Source organism: Flavobacterium sp. AK-301 (genome assembly GCF_058310215.1).
Genome location: NZ_JBZEES010000001.1, coordinates 89,915 through 107,237, shown reverse-complemented (window position 1 = coordinate 107,237; position 17,323 = coordinate 89,915). Strand labels below are relative to the sequence as shown.

The window sequence follows — 17,323 nt, the reverse complement described above, 5'->3', positions numbered from 1 at the left end:
TATTTGACTAAATATATGTTTTTTACAGGTAAAGGTGGTGTAGGTAAAACTTCCATAGCCTGTGCAACAGCTGTAAGTCTTGCTGATACAGGTAGTAAAGTATTATTGATTAGTACTGATCCGGCATCAAATCTACAAGATGTTTTCAGCACAGAACTTAATAATAAAGGAACTGTTATTAGTGATATTCCAAATCTGACTGTAATTAACCTCAATCCCGAGGATGCTGCCAAAGATTATAAAGAATCTATTATTGCTCCTTATCGAGGAAAGATGCCTGAATCCATAATAAAGAACATTGAAGAACAACTTTCAGGTTCTTGTACAGTTGAGATAGCCGCTTTCAATGAGTTCTCTGAAATCATAACAAGTAAAGAAAAATCAGAAAGATATGATTATATAATATTCGATACTGCTCCGACAGGACATACGTTGAGAATGTTAGAACTTCCATCAGCTTGGGGAAATTATATTAGCAAAGAGACTCCTGCAGCGAATTATGTTGGACAACTTTCCGGAATGAGAGAAAAGCAAGAAATGTATAGGGAAGCAGTGGAAAAATTATCCGATGCGCAACTTACAACTTTGGTTTTAGTGTCACGCCCCGATTATACTCCTTTGGAAGAAGTATCACGTTCATCAAATGAACTATGGAATATGAATATTAAGAACCAATGGATGGTTGTTAATGGTCTATTGGATCATATAGACGAAAGTGACTCTATATCAAAGGAACTGTACTCTAAACAAACTAATGCTTTAGAACAGTTACCTAAAAACTTAGATTCATTAAAAAGTTTCTTTGTTCCACTTAGATCATACAATCTGACAGGAATTGAAAACCTTCGTAACTTTTTTATACAGGATAGTATTCCTGATAGTCAAGACCAACAAGTTGTTAATAACTACAAAACGTTGAAAGAATTAGGCAGCTACCTAAGTGATACGAATAAACGCGTTATATTTACAATGGGTAAAGGCGGAGTTGGTAAAACAACAATGGCGGCATCAATAGCGCTCGATTTAGCATCCAAAGGACAAAAGGTTCATTTGACAACAACAGACCCTGCTGATCACTTGCAATTTATCATTCATGGAGAAAATAATATTACAGTAAGTCGTATTGATCCTGAAGCTGAATTGGCTGCCTACGAAAAAGAAGTTGTTGACAAAGCGGTTAAAGCAGGAAAAACAGAAGAGGAAGTCGCCTATGTAAAAGAAGACTTACGTTCTCCTTGTACAAAAGAAATTGCAGTATTTAGAGCATTTGCTGATATTGTAAAAAAAGCAGATACAGAAGTTGTCATTATTGATACAGCTCCCACTGGACATACTCTACTCCTTTTAGATACTACTCAAAGTTATCATAAAGAAGTAGAGAGAACCCAAGGTAATATACCTGAATCGGTAAAAAATCTTCTTCCTCGTTTGAGAGATAAAAATGATACAGAAGTTATTATTGTAACATTACCTGAAGCAACTCCTGTTCTTGAAGCTGAACGTCTACGTGAAGACTTACAGCGTGCAGGAATTGAGAATAAATGGTGGATAGTGAACAATAGTATGGTAAACACACCTACTCAAAATCCACTCTTAAAAGCAAGAGCAACTGCCGAATCTAAATGGATAAATGAAGTAAATAATATTTCATCAGGTAACATGGTTTTGGTTCCATGGCAAAATAAGGAGTTAAAAGGGGAAAATTTAAAATTACTTCTTCAATAAATCATTAATCAGAATAATATGGGAAAAGAGAAAAATAAGCCATCTAATACAGGATGTTGTGGCTAAACAAAATCATGTACCTTCTGTAGTGATTAAGTAAAGAGAATTAATTTTTTATTAAAAGCTAAACTTAGAAAAATCTATGGGGCATTTTTGGGAATTTTTCAACATAAATCAATTTAATATTTTATAAAAAAATAATATATAGTATTGATATATAGTTTGTTATGTTTTTAAAGAAGAGTAGGTTGTAACCCTAATATAAAAAAATAAATCCCTATGTATCAAATATATAGGGATTTATAGATAAATTTTGTGACCTCGATAGGATTCAAACCTATAACCTTCTGAGCCGTAATCAGATGCGCTATTCAGTTGCGCCACGAGGCCTTTATTACGGGTGCAAATATAGAGATTTTTGATTAACTTGCAAACCATTTCTAATATAAAATTAAAAAAAATGCCAATTTCAAAATACATCAGAAATATTCAGGATTTTCCTAAGCCCGGTGTAGGTTTTAAAGACATCACACCTTTGTTGAATAGCCCTGAAGCAGTTCAGGAAACTTTACAACTGTTACTGAGACATTTAAACGGAAGAAAGATCGACAGAGTAGTAGGAGTAGAGAGCAGAGGTTTTTTTTTCGGGATGCTTTTAGCACAAGAATTAAAGGCAGGATTTGTTCCTGTAAGAAAACCGAAGAAATTACCTTTTGATACTATTTCTGCTTCTTACGAATTGGAATATGGTTCCGACTCACTCGAAATTCATATAGATGCTATTCAAAAAGGAGATAAAGTTCTAATTCATGACGATGTTTTAGCCACAGGAGGAACTGCAAAAGCAGTTTGTGAATTAGTAGAAAGACTCGGAGGTGAAATTGTGCAATGTAATTTTTTGATGGAACTGTCTTTCCTGAATGGAAGAGAGAAAATTAAAAAATATGAAATATATGCTCCTTTAGTATATTAGTAGATTGTTATTAATTTATAGTTGATAGTTTTGTAAAATGTTATTTGTAAAAAGTAAGATGATGATAAATTTCCTTCCGATGGAGGGGTGTCCGCAAAGCGGACGAGGTAGAGAACTATTGCATATCTATATTGGAACTCTTCTTGGTTCTTGTCTCTTGATTCTTTGTTCTAAATATTGTAAATCGTAAATAAAATAAAATCATATGTTTAAAATTTTAGCTAAAATCAATAAACTGATATTACCCAGTTTTTCAAAACAACAATTAGATTTATCAAAAGCAGCTAAATGGCAGCTTGCTATTATTGCATGGCGTTATTATGTAACAACACGCGCGTTATAAGTAAGTCAAAAGTCAAAAGTATGAAAGGACATACGATTTACGATATTTTCATATATTGTTATCCTAACAGTTTTTTTAACCTGTTAGGTATATTTTAAATTTACGATGTTTTAGAGAAAAGAAGAAACACACAAGAGTCAAGAGTATTTATTATCAATTAGTTATCATATTTTGAATTTTACAAAACTATCAACTATTTAATTATGTCTAAACTATTTCCATATTTCTTTCTATTAGTAGTATTATCAAGTTGTTTTGGTTTTAGTCAGGAGCAATGTGATGGAGAATCTGTTATAGAATTCCAGAAGAATTTAAACAAAGAATATGCTACTAAAGGAAAAAGTCCTTTAAAAGATTCTGATTTTGAAGTATTCAGAGAGCTGGATTTTTTCCCTGTAAATGAAACCTATTGTATAACAGCAGATTTTATACGTACAGAAAATGAACAGCCATTTGAGATGCCTACAACAACAGATAGAAAACCGATGTATGTGAAATACGGAGAGTTACATTTTACTTTACAAGGAAAACCGTTTCAGTTGAATGTATATAAGAACATAGAATTATCCAAAATAACCAAATATAAGAATAGTTTGTTCCTTCCTTATACCGATTACACCTCAGGTGTAGAGAGTTACGGAGGTGGAAGATATATAGATCTGGAAATTCCCGAAGGAAAAACAATACTACTTGATTTTAATAAGTCCTATAATCCGTATTGCGCTTATAATGAAAAGTATTCCTGTCCGTTAACCCCGAAATCAAACGATCTGAAAATTGAGATTAGAGCTGGAGTAAAGAAATTTCATGACTAATGTTCTATAATATTCATACCCATAAAAGCAGTGAACAGAAAGATGTTCTGGATATTGTAAATCAGTATCCCCATTCATTTGATCCTTCCGTTGTCAGTTATTCGATAGGAATCCATCCCTGGTATATTGTTCCGGAAAGGATAGAAGAAGATTTAGCTGTAATTGATAAAAAGCTGTCAGAGCCAAATTGTTTTGCTCTAGGAGAATGTGGATTAGATAAAGCAATAGAAACACCATTAGAACTTCAGATCGAAGTTTTTCAAAAACAATTACTATTAGCAGAGAAGCATCAAAAACCCGTTATTATTCATTGTGTAAAAGCATTTCAGGAAATTATTGCCGTTAAAAAAAAGAGGCCTGTTTCCGTTCCTTTGATTATTCATGGTTTTTCGAAGAATAGCAGTATTGCAAAACAGATGACAGATAATGGATTTTATTTATCCTTTGGGAAACATTTGTTACGAAATCCCGAGTCGGAAAAAGTTTTTCGGAGTATTCCGGACGATCGGATTTTACTTGAAACAGATACCATAGAAGAACCGATTCAGAAAGTATATACCATAGCAGCAAAATATTTAAATACAGATTTAATTACAGTAAAGAAAACGATCACAAATAATTTTAAAACGATTTTTAAGAATGGCAGAGTGGACTGAAAGGGCAGAGTTGTTATTTAAACCCGAAGGATTAGAAAAATTAAAAAAAGCAAACGTATTAATTGTAGGCGTTGGAGGAGTAGGCTCATTTGCTGCTGAATTTATTGCAAGAGCAGGAATAGGAAAAATAACGATTGTAGATGGAGACGTAGTAGATATTACCAATATCAACCGTCAGTTGCCCGCATTACATTCCACAGTAGGACAATTAAAAGTCGATGTAGTAGGAAGTCGTTTAATGGATATTAATCCCGAATTACAATTAACCAAAATCAAAGAATTCTTATCTCCAGAAAGAGCTTTTGAGATTGTTACAGAAGATTATGACTATGTATTGGACTGTATAGACAGTGTTACACCAAAGCTGAACCTGATTATAGCTGCCAAAAGAAAACATGTTAAAATAGTGAGCAGTATGGGAGCAGGAGGCAAAATGGAAGCTAGTAAAGTAAAAGTTGCCGATATTAAAAATACAGAAAACTGTTTTCTGGCAAAAGCAATCAAAAAGAGATTAAAAGAAGTAAAAATAGATAAAGGAGTCAAAGTTGTTTTTTCTTCAGAAATACAGGATGAAAGCAGTGTAAAAATAACAGACGGTAAGAATTTCAAAAAATCATTTTACGGAACAAATAGTTACATGCCGGGATTGTTTGGTTTATACGCAGCAGAAACCGTTATCCGATATTTATTGAAATAATAATAAAGTAATATAAATTATTTTTTAATTAGAAATAATCATTAAAAATATACTTTTGTTGATTATTTCGTAACTGCAGTCTATTTACGTGGCTTTTTTCTTTAGTAAATGTTATATTATTGTTAATAAAAGAGTTAAGGTGTTGTTAATTGGATCTTTTTTTTTTCTTTTTGCAAAAATATTAAAAATCATTTATGTTCCGGAAATATTCCTTTCTTTTTGACTCAAAGAAAACGATTTTAAAAAACGTATTGATACTAATGATTTGTTTTACAAACCATTATGTTTTTTCACAAACCGCAATAGGGAGCAGGTTACCTGCTGATATTCATGCTCAATTAGAAATTACAGCAAATCAGAGAGGTATTCTAATTCCCAGAATACTATTAACCGACATTAAATCATCCGACCCTCTGGACACTACCGTAAATCCTATACCGGAAAGTTTATTAGTGTATAATACCGGAGAAAATGTTGCCGTAGCTTCGGGATATTATTATTGGTATAATAGCCAATGGAATAAATTAATGGTAGAAAAAGATCTTAATATATTAAATGCTTTAGGTACTGCAAATGAAGAAGGATACCCCTTAACAACTACCGTAAATGGAAAAAATGAAGTTGTTTTAAATATTCCTGAACCATGGAATCTTTCCGGAACTATTACTAAAGCTACTGCAAATGACCAAGATATTTACCAACAAGGTCGTGTAGGGATTGGAGCAAGTAAGATGACGCCTGAAGCTTTACTTGATGTAAGAGGCGATATCTTAATTAATGGTATAACAATTGGAAGAGGAAAACAAGATGATCATGGGGAGAATACAGCCGTAGGAAGAGGAGTACTTCAGAATAATATTGATCCTGATGGAGATTTTAAGGGATCTTATAACACAGGAGTTGGAGGCGAAGTACTTTCTAATAATACCATAGGGTTTTCGAATACAGGAGTTGGAGCCTATGCACTTAGTAGCAACACTAGAGGATATACAAATACCGCAGTTGGAGAATCCGCTCTTAGTAATAATATCTTAGGATCTGGTAATACAGGAGTTGGAGCAGGATCTCTTGTAGCTAATAAAGGTAGTTATAATACAGCAGTTGGAGAATCTACTCTTAGCAAGAATACCACAGGAACTTATAATACCGCAGTTGGAAGAGGAGCCCTTCAATATAGCACTACAGGATCTTATAATGTAGGACTTGGAAGATTCTCTCTCTATAATAATGATTTAGGAAATAACAATACAGCTATAGGAGATCATACGCTTTATCAGAATAAAGGGGATAATAATACAGCTATTGGAAATCAAGCAGGTTACAATGTTAAAGACCTTTTTAACACTACCTCTATTGGTAATCATGCACAAGTAGTTACCAGTAATATGATCCGATTAGGAAATGATGAGATTACAAGAATAGAAGGTCAGGTTAATTTTTCAGCTTCATCGGATAAGAGATGGAAAGATAATATAAAAACCATACCCTTAGGATTAGCTTTTATTAATAAAATCCATCCTGTAGAATATATTCGAAAAAACGACAATAATAAAAGTAAAGAATGGGGTATAATTGCCCAGGAATTGCAGCAAACGATAGAAAAAGCAGGCTATCAAAATGCCGGGATAGTTCAGGATGATAACTCTAAAGACAAGTTTCTATCCGTACGTTATACAGATCTTATTGCTCCAATAATCAAAGCCATTCAGGAATTATCTGAAGAAAACGAGAATTTGAGAGAAGAAAATAAAGGTTTTAGGAAAGAAAATGATCAAATGAAAATTCAAATATCCAAAATAAAACAAATAGAAGCCCAAATCAGGGAAATTAAAAAACTAATGATATAAGAATAGATTGGGACTTATATAAAAGCCATTATAAAAACTTTTTATAATGGCTTTTATGTAAACAGTTTATTTTTTTATTCGATTACCTGTGTTTTTATTGAATCTACGGCTAAAGGTTTCGGTTTTGGAGTAACAGGAACTATTACTTTTTCTTTGACCGGAATATAGATTTCAGTAACCCATTCAGAAGGATTTTTAGTATCCCATGGACCTTTAATAAATACTTTTAAATATTTTCCGGACGGAACTTCTTCCAGATTGTTAACTGGATTAGCAAGATACTGATACGCTTTATCCCATGCTTCCTTACTGTGTGAATAATCTCCTTTCAGAGTAGTTTTCAGAGCTAGAAATTCCGATAATTCTCCCGTTGTATAATCACTGTCATCTGCTGTGATGATCTGTTCAGCAACCGGAATCACTACAGAAAAGGTCACAGAATTATTCTTTGTGTCATAAATATGGTAAATACTAAAAGGAGCTCCTGCCATAGGAATATTATTCTTTTTAGAGAATGTTATAATACTGTCCAGCATAACCCTTTCTCTTCGAGGTAGATCAGGAATATTACAGGAAACAGTCTGATGTAAAAAATAACCTGCACCACGTAGAACTGTACCTTTTACATCTATTGTATAATTATTTAGTTCAGTTATAATTTCTTTATTCAGATTATTCAGCCCTTTATTATAGAGCGAACCAAATGTACTTTCTATATTATTTGTAAATACAGCATAAGCTTTCGCAATAAAACTCATTTCCCCTTTTACTCCCCAGATAACTTTTGTACCACCTACTGTGTCTTTTAATTTCCAGTATACATCAGAAAGTTCTTCATTAAGATTTAGTTTCTGTGCCAGTGAATCATTTTCTTTTACAAAAACAGTTTTAATTTCTCCCATTCCATCTTTACTGGTCCAAGAATAAGATGCTCCTAAACCAATGGATTGAGCAGGATCAAGATATACTTGTTTTAAACTTCCTTCTTCCAGCGGACTCCATTTTTTCCAATTATTATAATCATTGATATAATTGAATATCATTGTTCTGGGAGCTTGTATTACTTTACTTTTCTGGATATCGAATTTACCGTCTTGTGTTGCTACATAAACGGAAAAAGCAATGATAGCTAATAGTAGTAATAAAAAAATATATTTCGCAATTTTCATAGATAGAAGAAGTTATTTGATAGGGTAAAGTTAAAAAAATAATTGATTAACCTGTTTAAAATCGCAAAAACAGTAAGCTGTATTGTACTATTAATCTTAATTCTATTTTAGTAATTGTTATATTTGTGCAAACAATAACAATAAATTTAAACTATGAAGTTACAAAAAATAGCCGGATTATTCATGGTAGCAACATTACTTTTCTCTTGTAAACAGGGAGAAAGCGAGAAAAAGGACGAAAAAAAAACTTCTGATTCCTTTGAATATTTTGTAGAGCAGTTTTCTGATATTAAAATATTACGTTATCAGATTTCAGGATGGGAAAATCTTTCTCTAAAAGAACAAAAACTGGTTTATTATCTGACTCAGGCAGGAATGGCAGGTCGTGATATCATGTGGGATCAGAATTATAAACATAATTTAAAGATTCGTAAAGCTCTGGAAAATATCTATCAGAATTATCAGGGAGATAAAACTACTGCCGATTGGAAAAATTTTGAAATTTACTTAAAAAGAGTATGGTTTTCAAACGGCATCCATCACCATTATTCAATGGATAAGATCAAACCGGATTTTTCTCAGGATTATTTTAAAAAATTACTGGCAGATACCAAAACAGAATTAGCTCCCGAAGTAACAAACGTCCTTTTTAATGATAAAGATAGCAAGAAAGTCAATTTAGACGAGTCAAAAGGTTTACTAACCGGATCAGCCGTTAATTTCTATGAGAATGGAATTACAGATAAAGAAGCAGAAGCTTTTTATGCAAAAATGACAAGTCCCGATCCTAAAAAACCGTATTCTTACGGATTAAACTCTAAACTAGTACGTAATGCAAGCGGGCAGTTAGAAGAAAAAGTCTGGAAAAGTGGCGGAATGTATGGCGTAGCAATTGATAAGATCATTTTCTGGTTAGAAAAAGCAAAAGAAGTTGCAGAAAATAAAAAACAAGCAGACGCTCTGGAGTTACTAATCAGCTTCTATAAAACAGGAAGTTTACAGACCTGGGATGATTATAACATTGCATGGCTTGAAGCAACAGAAGGAAATATCGATTATATTAACGGATTCATCGAAGTGTACAATGACCCGTTAGGGTATAGAGGTTCCTATGAAGGAGTGGTACAGATCAAAGATTTTGATATGTCAGCAAAAATGGAAGTAATATCTAAAAACGCACAATGGTTTGAAGATAATTCCCCTTTATTACCAGAGCACAAAAAGAAAAATGTTGTAGGCGTTTCCTATAAAACCGTTGTTGTAGCCGGAGAATCAGGAGATTCATCCCCAAGTACACCTATCGGAGTTAATTTACCCAATGCTGACTGGATTCGTGCCGATCATGGTTCAAAATCAGTTTCATTAGGAAATATAATCGATGCCTATAACCATGCAGGAGGAACCGGTAAATTAAAAGAATTTGCTAATGACAAAGAAGAGATCGCTCTCGAAGAAAAGTACGGTGAAATAGCAGATAAACTACATACAGCACTTCATGAAGTTGTAGGACATGCTTCCGGTCAGATTAACACAGGAGTCGGTACACCAAAAGAAACTTTAAAAAGTTATGCCTCAACCTTAGAAGAAGGAAGAGCAGATCTAGTTGGTTTGTATTATTTATACGATCAAAAATTACAAGAATTAGGATTAACAGATGATTGGAAAAAACTCGGAATGGCGGCTTATGACAGTTATATCAGAAATGGTCTGATGACACAATTAGTGAGATTAGAACCTGGAGCCGATATAGAAGAAGCACATATGAGAAACCGTCAGTGGGTAAGTGCCTGGGTTTTTGAAAAAGGTAAAAAGGACAATGTAATCGAAAAAATAATCCGTAATGGTAAAACCTATTTTAATATTACCGATTATGATAAATTGCATCAACTGTTCGGAGATCTTTTAAAAGAAACACAACGCATCAAATCCGAAGGAGATTATCAGGCAGGAAAAGCTTTAGTTGAAAATTATGGTGTAAAAGTAGATCAGAAATTACATACCGAAGTATTAGAGCGTAACAAGCAATTTGATTCAGCTCCGTACAGTGGTTTTGTAAATCCGGTATTAGTTCCAAAAACAGATGATAAAGGAGAAATCATTTCAATTGAAGTGACACAACCGAAAACATTTGCAGAACAAATGTTGTATTATTCAAAAACATATAGTTTTTTACCCGAAGTAAATTAATAAAAAAGCACCCGCTAAAACTTAATTTTGTTTTTATATATCCTAACAGGTTTCTTTTTAACCTGTTAGGTATTAGGTTTTTTAGTTGATAGTTTTGCTCTGTGAACTGCGACTGAGTACTGGAAACAGAACATATATGCAACAGAAAAAATATTAATTATTTCTCCGCCAATAATTTTTCAAGTCTTGTCATCATTTCATCCTTTTCTTTTAGCATACGTTCGTAAAGGGAAATCTTTTCTTCGTGAAGTTGTATAATTTTATCAAGAGGATTAACAGTTATCACAGGATTATATTGTACAACTGCACTTTGATCATGATTATGTATTGTACTTGAAATAATATTTACAGCTTGTTCTTCATCAAAATTCATAAAAGCTTCGGTAGGTACTTTTAAGATGACCGATATTTGTTTCAAGATATTGGGTTCTACGGTTTCTTTTTGCTCCAGTAAAGACACTTTCTTTTGATTCCAGTCATCACCCAACTCATAAGCTAAAGCTTCCTGTTTAATACCCAGCATTTCGCGAAAGCGTTTTATATTCCGTCCTTGGTGTATTTTTTTGTTTGATATATCGGTATGCATCATAAATATACTTATTTCAGTTAAAATAGGGTTTGATGTTCGTAAATATAAGTAAAATTAGACTTTTTTTTAGTATAAAACATCCTTTTCCAGAACCGAAAATCCATCCCGCCCTTTGGGCGCCTCCTCCGGAGGAGGGGAATTTATATCGTAAATCTCTTTTTTCGGAAGCGCAGAGTCTCACAAAGTTTTCCTGAATACTGTGAACTGAGACTGTATACTTTACATCTTTCTTCCTGACTCTTTCTTCCTGACTCTTTTTTCTGTTCTTAACTCTTCTCTCTAAATTAGAGACTACATTTTCTTCAAAAACGTTTTTATAACAAATAACATTCCGATAAAAGCAAAAAAAACGATCAGTACCAGATAGTTCCTTTTATAGTATTTACGATGTACAAAAATATCCTTACGATAGGAATAGATCATAGCAATAACAAATACAATAATAAAAAAAGCGGCAAACTTATACTGACCTGTAGTAAACATGATTTTAAATTTTTATGCAAAAATAATCATTTGTTCAGAGACTTTCTTTAATTTGGCAATGTAAATCTATTTCAATTTTAAAAAGAGATGAAAAAGCAACTTAACGCTGTCAGAGAATTTCATGAATCCTTTGGATTAGGAGTGAGCGAACAACAAAAAGGAGATCTGGGAGTAGATAAAAACAAGCTTCGTTATCACTTAATGAAAGAAGAGAATGAAGAGTATCTTGAAGCCGTTCAGAATAATGATATTGTTGAAATTGCAGATGCGCTGGGCGATATGCTTTATGTATTATGCGGTACTATTCTGGAGCATGGTCTGCAACATAAAATAGAAGAAGTATTCGATGAGATTCAGCGTAGTAACATGAGCAAACTGGGAGCAGACCGAAAACCGATCTATCGTGAAGACGGAAAAGTAATCAAAGGACCCAATTATTCAAAACCGAATATCAGAACTATTTTAGAATAGATTATTGGATTATTCGAGTTTTTCAAAGGTTATTTATGATATTGATTAATAGGTTTGTTTTTTAGTTGATTATTCAATTGTTTATTCGTTTTGGTTCGGTTATTCTAACTATCGAACAATCCAAAAATTGAACTATCGAACTATCGAATAATCACTCAATAGTCATTGCTCTGAGGTTTTGTCTGTAAGTATCTAATACTTTAGATTTAGATATGATGCCATAAAACTGATCATTTCGTATTACAGGAAGAAATTCCGCTTTTGTTTTAGTAAATCTTTTCATTACATCTGACATTGAATCCAGAGAGCCGATTGTATAAGGAGTTGGATCCAGCATAATTTCTTTTACCAGAGTATATTTCACTCTAAACGTATTGAAAATAATACCTCTGATATCATCCAGATAAATAATACCTAATAAAGTATTGTCAGCATTTACAACCGGAAATATTTCCTGATTTGTACCAGCAATAACTGCCACTAATTTTTCCAGATTATCTTCCGGCAGAATGGTTTTTATATCCTGTATAATTATTTGTGATATTTCGATACCGGAAAGGATATTTTTATCTTTATTACTGGTAAATACCTGACCTTTTGCGGCAAGGCTTTTTATATCCATAGAATGATTTTCGAACTGTTTTGATATAGCAAAACTTACAGAAGATACAATCATTAAAGGGATCATCAGAGTATACCCACCCGTGATCTCACCAATTAAGAATATAGCGGTTAAAGGAGCGTGAAATAAGCCGCTTAGCACACCTGCCATTCCCACAATTGTAAAATTACTAATTGGTAGTTGAGTAAGACCAGTAAGATTGATAAATTTAGAGAAAAAGAACCCAACATAAGAACCGACAAACAAGGAAGGGGCAAAATTCCCTCCGTTTCCACCACTTCCTAATGTAATACCGGTAGCAAATACCTTTAATAAAGCAGCAACACCAACAAAAAGGAGTAATACCCAAGAATTATCTCTGAACCCGCTTAAAAGAGTATCTTCCAGTAATCGTTCCGGGTTATGCTCCGATAGCGTTTTAATACTTTCATAACCTTCACCAAATAAAGAAGGAACAATAAATATCAGGAGACAAAGTAATATCCCCCCCATCAGTGCTTTTCTATAAGGATTAATACGGTATTTTTTAAAAGTTTCCTCTATTCTCTCAAAAACTCTGGTATGATAAACAGAAATAAATCCGGTTAAAGCACCCAGAACAATATAAAAAGGTATATTATGAGAATCAAAAGACTGTTGTTCTTTAAAAGAAAGAAGAATATCTTCTTTCAGAATAAAATCAGAGACAATTGCTCCCGTAGCAGCAGAGATCATAATAGGAATAAATGCTGTGATAGTTATATCCGTTAACAGAACTTCAATAGCAAAAAGAACACCCGCAATAGGCGCGTTAAAAGCCGCTGCAATACCTGCCGCTACACCACAAGCCAATAATAAAGTCCGATCCTTATAACTTAGTTTATAAGCCTGTGCATAATTGGAACCAAAAGCAGCACCCGTAATTGTGATGGGGGATTCCAGTCCGGCAGAGCCTCCTAAACCAACTGTCAGGGAACTGGTTATAATCTGAGCATACATTTGTTTCTTGGGGAGTATACTCGCTTTTCTGGCAACAGCATACATAATCTGAGAAGTTCCTTTTTCCAGTTTTCCTCCCAGAACTCTTTTTACAACTAAGGCAGTAAGTAAAATCCCTATAATAGGCAGAATACTGTCAAGATGTTTTATTTTAAAGAACTGGTTAAGATTCTGAGTAAAGGTAAATACAGAGTGAGCAAAAGTTTTAAGTACTATTACTGCAAGAGCAGCAGAAATACCCACTAATATGCTTGAAAGAAAGATAAAGTGTCGGTTAGATAGTTTTGATTGCGCCCAGACAATTAAAAAGTCAAATTTCTGTATATACTTTTTGAACATTAGTTGTTTTTGTGATAAGATGCTAAATTACAATTTTCTAAAGTGTTTTTTAGTATTTACTTTATTCTTTTATATTCCCATTAAACAGAATCCATAATCCATTGTTCATATTTGACATTCATATAATTGTTTTAGCTTTTATTTTGTATCAAAAATGTTTCAGAGCTTCTCTTTTGCTTAAGGGCTTTAAATTTGTGTTCTCAACAAAGTTTAAAACAGCAGCAGGGTTTGTTTTAGCATATTCCCGTAATGCCCATCCAATCGCTTTCTGAATAAAAAAGGCTGTAGAACCGGAATGTTTTTCACATTCTGAAAATAAGTATTCCGTGTTTGTTTTTTCCTTATAACCCAACTGAAAGAGGATAGCACTTCGGTTGAGCCAGAGATTATCACTATTAGAAAAGCGTTCAATTGTTGTTGTGGTTTGTAGTGGAAATTCCAGAAGATAGTTCCCCAGAATATGTTTCGCAATTGTATCTACTGAGTCCCACCAGGAATGCGTGATAATTAAGTTTTCAATCAGTTGAATATCCTCTTTACGAAAGTTATTTGTTAATTCTTTTACCAGTATTTCTAAGGCACAATAGTGGTATTCCCGATATTCTTTCCTGAATAGTTCTGTTGCAACAGTTCTGAAGTTATTCTGAATCTCTTCTTTATTCGTTTTCAGGAGTTCCTTTAATAAAGCTCTTCTCAGATCTGTTTTCATTCCTAAAAACACAAAATTGTGTTTCATATATCTTTCCATTTCTTTTGCCCGTTCCGTATCCGCATTCTGAACAAAAGCTATTTCTAAATCTTTAATAAAAGTCATTCCGTTTTACAATTTAATAAAAAATCAGAGCTGTCTAAAAAGTGAAGCAACTCTGATTTTTTATGTTTTCAAGTTATATATTTGATCAAAAGAGGTTCTTTTCCTGCAAGGTTTTCAAAACCTTGTAGGTATTTTCTATTATGGAAAATAAATACTATATATTCTTAGTGATCTGTAGAATTATAAGACCTACAAGGTTTTGAAAACCTTGTAGGAATGAGTATCAATTTAATATCCTACTGCGGTATCGTCGCCTCTATGATCAGCTCCGCCTTCTAATTTTCCATCGGGAAGAACTAAAATAGCGTCTACTTTACCAATGATAGGATTGTCTTTCTCGTTGATGATATATCCTTTTTCTTTTAATGCTTTTAAGGTCTCCGGTTTAAAACCATTCGGTTCAAAAGTGACTTCATCCGGTAACCACTGATGATGAAAACGAGGAGCATTGACCGCTTCCTGCATACTCATTTTAAATTCATATACATTCAATATCGTCTGTAAAACAGAAGTAATAATGGTAGAACCTCCAGGAGTTCCCAGTACCATAAATAGTTTTCCGTCTTTTTCAACAATAGTGGGTGTCATAGAACTTAACATTCTTTTTTCCGGTGCAATGCTGTTTGCTTTAGCACCAATCAGACCATAAATATTCGGTACACCCGGTTTAGCACTAAAGTCATCCATTTCATTGTTCAGGAAAAAGCCCAGTTCATCACAATATAATTTACAACCGTAGTTATCATTTAAAGTAGTAGTAACCGCAACAGCATTTCCCGCTGCATCTACAATAGAATAATGTGTTGTTTGAGTACTTTCTTTAAATTCAATATTTCCTTTTGCAATATCAGAAGAAAGAGTCGCTTTATCAAAAGAGAAATTAGCCATTCTGCCTTTTAAATAAGCAGGATCCAGTAACTGCTGAATCGGATTATCGACAAAATCAGGATCACCTAAAAAGTAGTTTCTGTCAGCATACGCTCTGCGCTCCGCTTCCGTAATTACCTGAATTGTCTTTTCGTTTTGGTATCCAAACTGTGCAATATCATACGGTTCGATCATTTTCAGAATCTGAGCAACCGTAATTCCGCCACTGCTTGGAGGAGCCATAGAAGTTATTTTAAGGTCTTTATAATCAAAAGTAATAGGATCACGCCATACTGCTTTATACTTTTTCATATCCTCCAGCGTAATGATACCTCCTTTTTTCTGAACATAGTCTACAAACTTCTGAGCCGTTTCCCCTTCATAGAATTCATTCTTACCATTTTTGACAATCTTTTCCAGTGTTTGTGCCAGAGCAGGATATTTTATAGTATCCTTTTCTTTGTAGGTCTGAGAAAAAAGAGAAGCTTCGCCATTTGCTTTGATAAAAGAAGAACGATACTCATTTAAACTTTTTTCCTGATCTTTTGTAACAATAACACCTCTTTTAGCAAGAGCGATTACCGGTTCCAGAATTTGTTCAATAGGAAGAGAACCCAGTTTAGCATGTACTTCAAACAGTCCGGCAATTGTACCCGGAATACCAACGGCAAAAGCCGTTTCTGTACTTTTCCCCGGAATTACATTTCCGTTTTCATCCTGAAACATTTCAGCATGAGCAGCAAGAGGTGCTTTTTCACGATAATCAAGAGACCCCGTTTCTCCGTTTGCTTTGCGATATACCATAAATCCGCCGCCACCCAGATTTCCGGCACTTGGATAAGCAACTGCCAGAGCCAGCTCTGTAGCAACCATGGCATCAAATGCGTTTCCGCCTTTCTGCATAATTTCACTTCCTATTTTTGAAGCTTCTTCTTTGGCAGAAACAACCATTGCTTTTTCAGTTACAAGACCTGTAGGTTTTGTTGTTTTCTTCTCTGTTCTGCACGAGACAAAAAACAGGATGATCAATGATAGTGGTAGAAGTATTTTTTTCATATATTATTAAATTTAAGTTATTGTTTTATAGATTATAATCCGCTTTATAAAGTTTTTAATTTTTGGTCGGCATGTTCCCGTAATTCTTCAAAGAAAGAAGTGAATTCTTGTTCAAAATCGGAATAATAAGCTACCAGTTCGGTGGTTGCCAGTCGCATTTTTGAAGTGTTTTTAGTACGCTTATCCATCTGTGTCAGAATATGTTTGATTCCGTCTGTTTTAGCATAAATGTATAACCAGTTTTCTTGTTTCATATACGGTATCAGATGATGTGTTTTTTCGGTCAGAATAGCGTAGTTATTATCTAAAATTTTATAAAAATGAGTAGCATAGTCCGCCAGAGGAACAGAGCTGTAGTTTTTCCAGTTTTTAGCCAGAAAATGATCATAAAAAACATCTACAATAACGCCAGAATAGTGACTATAATACGGATGCAGTCGTTTTGTACTTTGTCTGAAAATAGGATGAGCATCCGTAAAAGTATCAATAGCACGATGCAGAAGAATTCCTTTTTGTACCTCAGAAGGGAAACTTTCATATTGCTTTCCCCGAATACCATCCGCCATAAAATTGCCGATTTTAATCAGATCATTCTCTCCGGACAGGTAAATATGTGCTAGAAAATTCATACGCACAAGTTATGAAAATATCTGTCAGTACAAAAAAAACATTTAGATTTTATCTTAAATAAT

Annotated in this window: 16 protein-coding genes and 1 tRNA gene; 9 read left to right on the top strand and 8 right to left on the bottom strand. The window is 33.6% G+C overall.

The genetic code is table 11. The annotated features are described in order from the left end of the window. The first annotated feature begins 15 nt into the window (after positions 1 to 15). The gene (arsA, locus tag AC4FQX_RS00460) at positions 16 to 1,725 is read left to right on the top strand and encodes an arsenical pump-driving ATPase (protein ID WP_491165690.1); all 1,710 of its coding nucleotides are present in this window, start codon (positions 16 to 18) and stop codon (positions 1,723 to 1,725) included. A gap of 316 nt (positions 1,726 to 2,041) precedes the next feature. On the opposite strand, the gene AC4FQX_RS00455 is transcribed toward arsA, so the two are convergent. Beyond that, positions 2,042 to 2,115: transfer RNA gene (locus AC4FQX_RS00455), tRNA-Arg, on the bottom strand. A gap of 70 nt (positions 2,116 to 2,185) precedes the next feature. On the opposite strand from AC4FQX_RS00455, the gene AC4FQX_RS00450 reads away from it, so the two are divergent. The 6 genes from AC4FQX_RS00450 (at position 2,186) to AC4FQX_RS00425 (ending at position 7,056) form a co-directional block, all read left to right on the top strand. Beyond that, positions 2,186 to 2,698: an adenine phosphoribosyltransferase gene (locus AC4FQX_RS00450; RefSeq protein WP_491165689.1), complete on the top strand. Its 513-nt coding sequence runs from the start codon at positions 2,186 to 2,188 to the stop codon at positions 2,696 to 2,698. A gap of 205 nt (positions 2,699 to 2,903) precedes the next feature. After that, on the top strand, positions 2,904 to 3,041 hold the full coding sequence (locus tag AC4FQX_RS00445; RefSeq protein WP_491165688.1) for an SsrA-binding protein: 138 nt from the start codon (positions 2,904 to 2,906) through the stop codon (positions 3,039 to 3,041). A 203-nt stretch (positions 3,042 to 3,244) separates the two neighbouring features. Continuing rightward, complete coding sequence (locus AC4FQX_RS00440; RefSeq protein WP_491165687.1) at positions 3,245 to 3,856, top strand: DUF1684 domain-containing protein; 612 nt, start codon at positions 3,245 to 3,247, stop codon at positions 3,854 to 3,856. Next, a complete protein-coding gene (locus AC4FQX_RS00435) occupies positions 3,856 to 4,512 on the top strand; it encodes a TatD family hydrolase (protein ID WP_491165686.1) in 657 nt (218 codons plus the stop codon). The genes AC4FQX_RS00440 and AC4FQX_RS00435 overlap by 1 nt, the downstream gene beginning before the upstream one ends. Further along, complete coding sequence (locus AC4FQX_RS00430; protein ID WP_491165685.1) at positions 4,496 to 5,209, top strand: tRNA threonylcarbamoyladenosine dehydratase; 714 nt, start codon at positions 4,496 to 4,498, stop codon at positions 5,207 to 5,209. Before AC4FQX_RS00435 ends, AC4FQX_RS00430 begins: the two co-directional genes overlap by 17 nt. A 260-nt stretch (positions 5,210 to 5,469) precedes the next feature. Next, entirely contained in the window at positions 5,470 to 7,056 is a 1,587-nt protein-coding gene (locus AC4FQX_RS00425) for a phage tail-like protein (protein ID WP_491165684.1), read from the top strand. A 74-nt stretch (positions 7,057 to 7,130) separates the two neighbouring features. On the opposite strand, the gene AC4FQX_RS00420 is transcribed toward AC4FQX_RS00425, so the two are convergent. Then, positions 7,131 to 8,225 (bottom strand): SRPBCC family protein, encoded by a 1,095-nt coding sequence (locus tag AC4FQX_RS00420; protein WP_491165683.1) that lies wholly within the window; start codon positions 8,223 to 8,225, stop codon positions 7,131 to 7,133. Between the two features lie 153 nt (positions 8,226 to 8,378). Here AC4FQX_RS00420 and AC4FQX_RS00415 point away from each other — a divergent pair, with 153 nt between their 5' ends. Then, the gene (locus AC4FQX_RS00415) at positions 8,379 to 10,412 is read left to right on the top strand and encodes a dipeptidyl-peptidase 3 family protein (protein ID WP_491165682.1); all 2,034 of its coding nucleotides are present in this window, start codon (positions 8,379 to 8,381) and stop codon (positions 10,410 to 10,412) included. 157 nt (positions 10,413 to 10,569) lie between these two features. Here the strand turns inward: AC4FQX_RS00415 and AC4FQX_RS00410 are convergent, their stop codons facing one another. Continuing rightward, a complete protein-coding gene (locus AC4FQX_RS00410; protein ID WP_491165681.1) occupies positions 10,570 to 11,001 on the bottom strand; it encodes an XRE family transcriptional regulator in 432 nt (143 codons plus the stop codon). A 291-nt stretch (positions 11,002 to 11,292) separates the two neighbouring features. Beyond that, positions 11,293 to 11,484 carry a hypothetical protein gene (locus AC4FQX_RS00405; protein ID WP_491165680.1) on the bottom strand — a complete coding sequence of 64 codons (192 nt, stop codon included), beginning with the start codon at positions 11,482 to 11,484 and terminating at the stop codon, positions 11,293 to 11,295. 87 nt (positions 11,485 to 11,571) lie between these two features. Here AC4FQX_RS00405 and AC4FQX_RS00400 point away from each other — a divergent pair, with 87 nt between their 5' ends. Continuing rightward, positions 11,572 to 11,955 (top strand): pyrophosphohydrolase domain-containing protein, encoded by a 384-nt coding sequence (locus AC4FQX_RS00400; RefSeq protein WP_491165679.1) that lies wholly within the window; start codon positions 11,572 to 11,574, stop codon positions 11,953 to 11,955. A 151-nt stretch (positions 11,956 to 12,106) separates the two neighbouring features. Here AC4FQX_RS00400 and AC4FQX_RS00395 read toward each other — a convergent pair whose 3' ends face one another. The 4 genes from AC4FQX_RS00395 to AC4FQX_RS00380 form a co-directional block, all read right to left on the bottom strand. Continuing rightward, positions 12,107 to 13,894, bottom strand: a complete 1,788-nt coding sequence (locus AC4FQX_RS00395; protein ID WP_491165678.1) for a chloride channel protein — start codon at positions 13,892 to 13,894, stop codon at positions 12,107 to 12,109. Between the two features lie 148 nt (positions 13,895 to 14,042). Beyond that, on the bottom strand, positions 14,043 to 14,708 hold the full coding sequence (locus AC4FQX_RS00390) for a DNA alkylation repair protein (RefSeq protein WP_491165677.1): 666 nt from the start codon (positions 14,706 to 14,708) through the stop codon (positions 14,043 to 14,045). Between the two features lie 228 nt (positions 14,709 to 14,936). Then, a complete protein-coding gene (gene ggt, locus AC4FQX_RS00385; RefSeq protein WP_491165676.1) occupies positions 14,937 to 16,631 on the bottom strand; it encodes a gamma-glutamyltransferase in 1,695 nt (564 codons plus the stop codon). Positions 16,632 to 16,675: 44 nt separating this feature from the next. Then, the gene (locus AC4FQX_RS00380) at positions 16,676 to 17,260 is read right to left on the bottom strand and encodes an acyl carrier protein phosphodiesterase (protein WP_491165675.1); all 585 of its coding nucleotides are present in this window, start codon (positions 17,258 to 17,260) and stop codon (positions 16,676 to 16,678) included. Positions 17,261 to 17,323: the final 63 nt, after the last annotated feature.